The organism is Mesorhizobium sp. M2A.F.Ca.ET.067.02.1.1 (assembly GCF_004023285.1).
Classification (GTDB): Bacteria; Pseudomonadota; Alphaproteobacteria; order Rhizobiales; family Rhizobiaceae; genus Mesorhizobium.
The window spans coordinates 1-2,107 of record NZ_RZSB01000915.1 but is presented as its reverse complement, the minus strand read 5'-3'; the positions used below and the strand labels follow the sequence as shown (position 1 = coordinate 2,107).

The window sequence follows — 2,107 nt, the reverse complement described above, 5'->3', positions numbered from 1 at the left end:
CTTGCATGGCCGATCTGTTCAGTTCCGATGAGCCGGAGAAAGCGCCGCCCGGGCGGCCGCTGGCCGACCGGCTGCGCCCCAAAAACCTCGGCGAGGTCGTCGGCCAGGAGCATCTGACCGGCCCCGACGGCGCGCTGACCAGGCTGATCGAATCCGGTTCGCTGGGCTCCATGATCTTCTGGGGTCCGCCCGGCACCGGCAAGACGACGGTGGCGCGGCTGCTGGCAGGCGAGACCGATCTCGCCTTCGAGCAGATCTCGGCGGTGTTTTCCGGCGTCGCGGACCTCAAGAAGGTGTTCGAGGCGGCGAAACTCAGGCGCGCCAACGGCCGCCAGACGCTGCTCTTCGTCGACGAGATCCATCGTTTCAACCGCGCCCAGCAGGACGGCTTCCTTCCGGTGATGGAAGACGGCACCGTGGTGCTCGTCGGCGCCACCACGGAGAACCCGTCCTTCGAGCTGAACGCAGCGCTTCTGTCGCGAGCGCGCGTGCTGGTGTTCCGTTCGCTGAGCGAGGAAAGCATCGCCAAGCTTCTGGCGCGAGCGGAAGAAACCGAGGGCAGGGCGCTGCCGCTCGACGACGAGGCGCGCGCGATGCTGATCCGCATGGCGGACGGCGACGGCCGCGCCTCGCTGACGCTGGCCGAGGAAGTCTGGCGCGCCGCCAAGAAAGGCGAGGTCTTCGGTCCTGAAGGCCTGCAGCGTGTCATCCAGCGCCGCGCCCCGATCTACGACAAGGGCCAGGACGGCCATTACAATCTGATCTCGGCGCTGCATAAGTCGGTGCGGGGCTCCGATCCGGACGCGGCGCTCTACTATCTTGCCCGCATGTTCGACGCCGGCGAGGATCCGCTCTATCTCGGCCGCCGGCTGGTGCGCATGGCGGTGGAGGATATCGGGCTCGCCGATCCGCAGGCGCTTGTCGTCGCCAACGCGGCCAAGGACGCCTATGACTATCTTGGCTCGCCTGAGGGCGAGCTCGCCTTCGCTCAAGCCACCGTCTATCTCGCCACCGCGCCGAAATCGAACGCTATCTACACCGCCTTCAAGGCGGCGACCGCGGCGGCCAAGGAGTTCGGCTCGCTGCTGCCGCCCAAGCACATCCTCAATGCCCCGACCAAGCTGATGAAGCAGGAGGACTACGGCGCCGGCTATCGCTACGACCACGACGAGCCGGATGCGTTTTCAGGCCAGGACTATTTTCCGGAGAAGATGGGCCGGCACACTTTCTACGATCCGCCGGAACGCGGGTTCGAGCGCGACATCCGCAAGCGGCTGGAATACTGGGCGAAGCTGCGCAGCGAACGGAACGGCTGAGTTGCGCGGCCGGTCTGGACATGGATCTGGAGTGGAGTAGCTCGCTCAAATATTTGCGCCGACAGACCGCTCGAGCCCACGCGACGGCATTGTGCCGGGAAACAAAAAATCCTATCAAGACGCACGGCTGGCGGGGGTCGCCGTGATTTTGTCCCATGGAACAGGATCGCGCCTTCCCGCGCGAATGGCAATGAACAAGAAAACTCTCAAGTCGCTCCGCAAGGCCGCCATCGCGGTCGTGGTTCTCGCGCTCGCCTTCTACTTCATCCCGATCCTGACCGCGATCTGGGTCGTCTGCGGCCTGATCGACGTCATGCGCAACGATCAGAAGAACAGGAACCTGTTCGAACGCTACTTCCTCGGCAACGGCCTGTTCACCTGGCTGCTGTCGCCGTTCAACCTGATTGTTGACCTTCTCTGCTATCGCAATCCCGGCGTCTGGAAGCCCGAGCAGTTCCCCGAGGACTATCAGCGCGAGATCAACGAGGTCCTGGGTGTCTTCAAGGCCCGCAAGGACGATATCATCGCCGACATAGACGCAAATTTCGGCGCCGGCCGGCGCGGCATGTACGTCTACCAGTGGTACGGCAAGCACAAGATCGACAACGTTCCCGAATTCAACAAGGACTACAAATACATCAAGACGATCGCCGTATCCGTTTTCAGCAAGCGCGAATCCACGTCCTGGCATTTCGGTCCGCTCCGCCTCAGCCTGCGCATCCTCTACAATCTGATCCCGGTGCAGGCGGAGATCTTCGTCCAGTGCGGCAGCAAGAAGAACTACTGGTACG

Annotated in this window: 1 protein-coding gene and 1 pseudogene; both read left to right on the top strand. The window is 63.4% G+C overall.

The annotated features are described in order from the left end of the window. The first annotated feature begins 5 nt into the window (after window positions 1-5). Complete coding sequence (locus tag EOA28_RS33645) at window positions 6-1,316, top strand: replication-associated recombination protein A (RefSeq protein ID WP_128298516.1); 1,311 nt, start codon at window positions 6-8, stop codon at window positions 1,314-1,316. A gap of 190 nt (window positions 1,317-1,506) precedes the next feature. Then, a pseudogene (locus EOA28_RS33640) lies at window positions 1,507-2,107 on the top strand (aspartyl/asparaginyl beta-hydroxylase domain-containing protein); the annotation flags it as partial.

Bases quoted from the DNA above. Each gene is read 5' to 3' on its own strand.
- EOA28_RS33645 (WP_128298516.1), top strand. From the start codon at position 6: ATGGCCGATCTGTTCAGTTCCGATGAGCCGGAGAAAGCGCCGCCCGGG.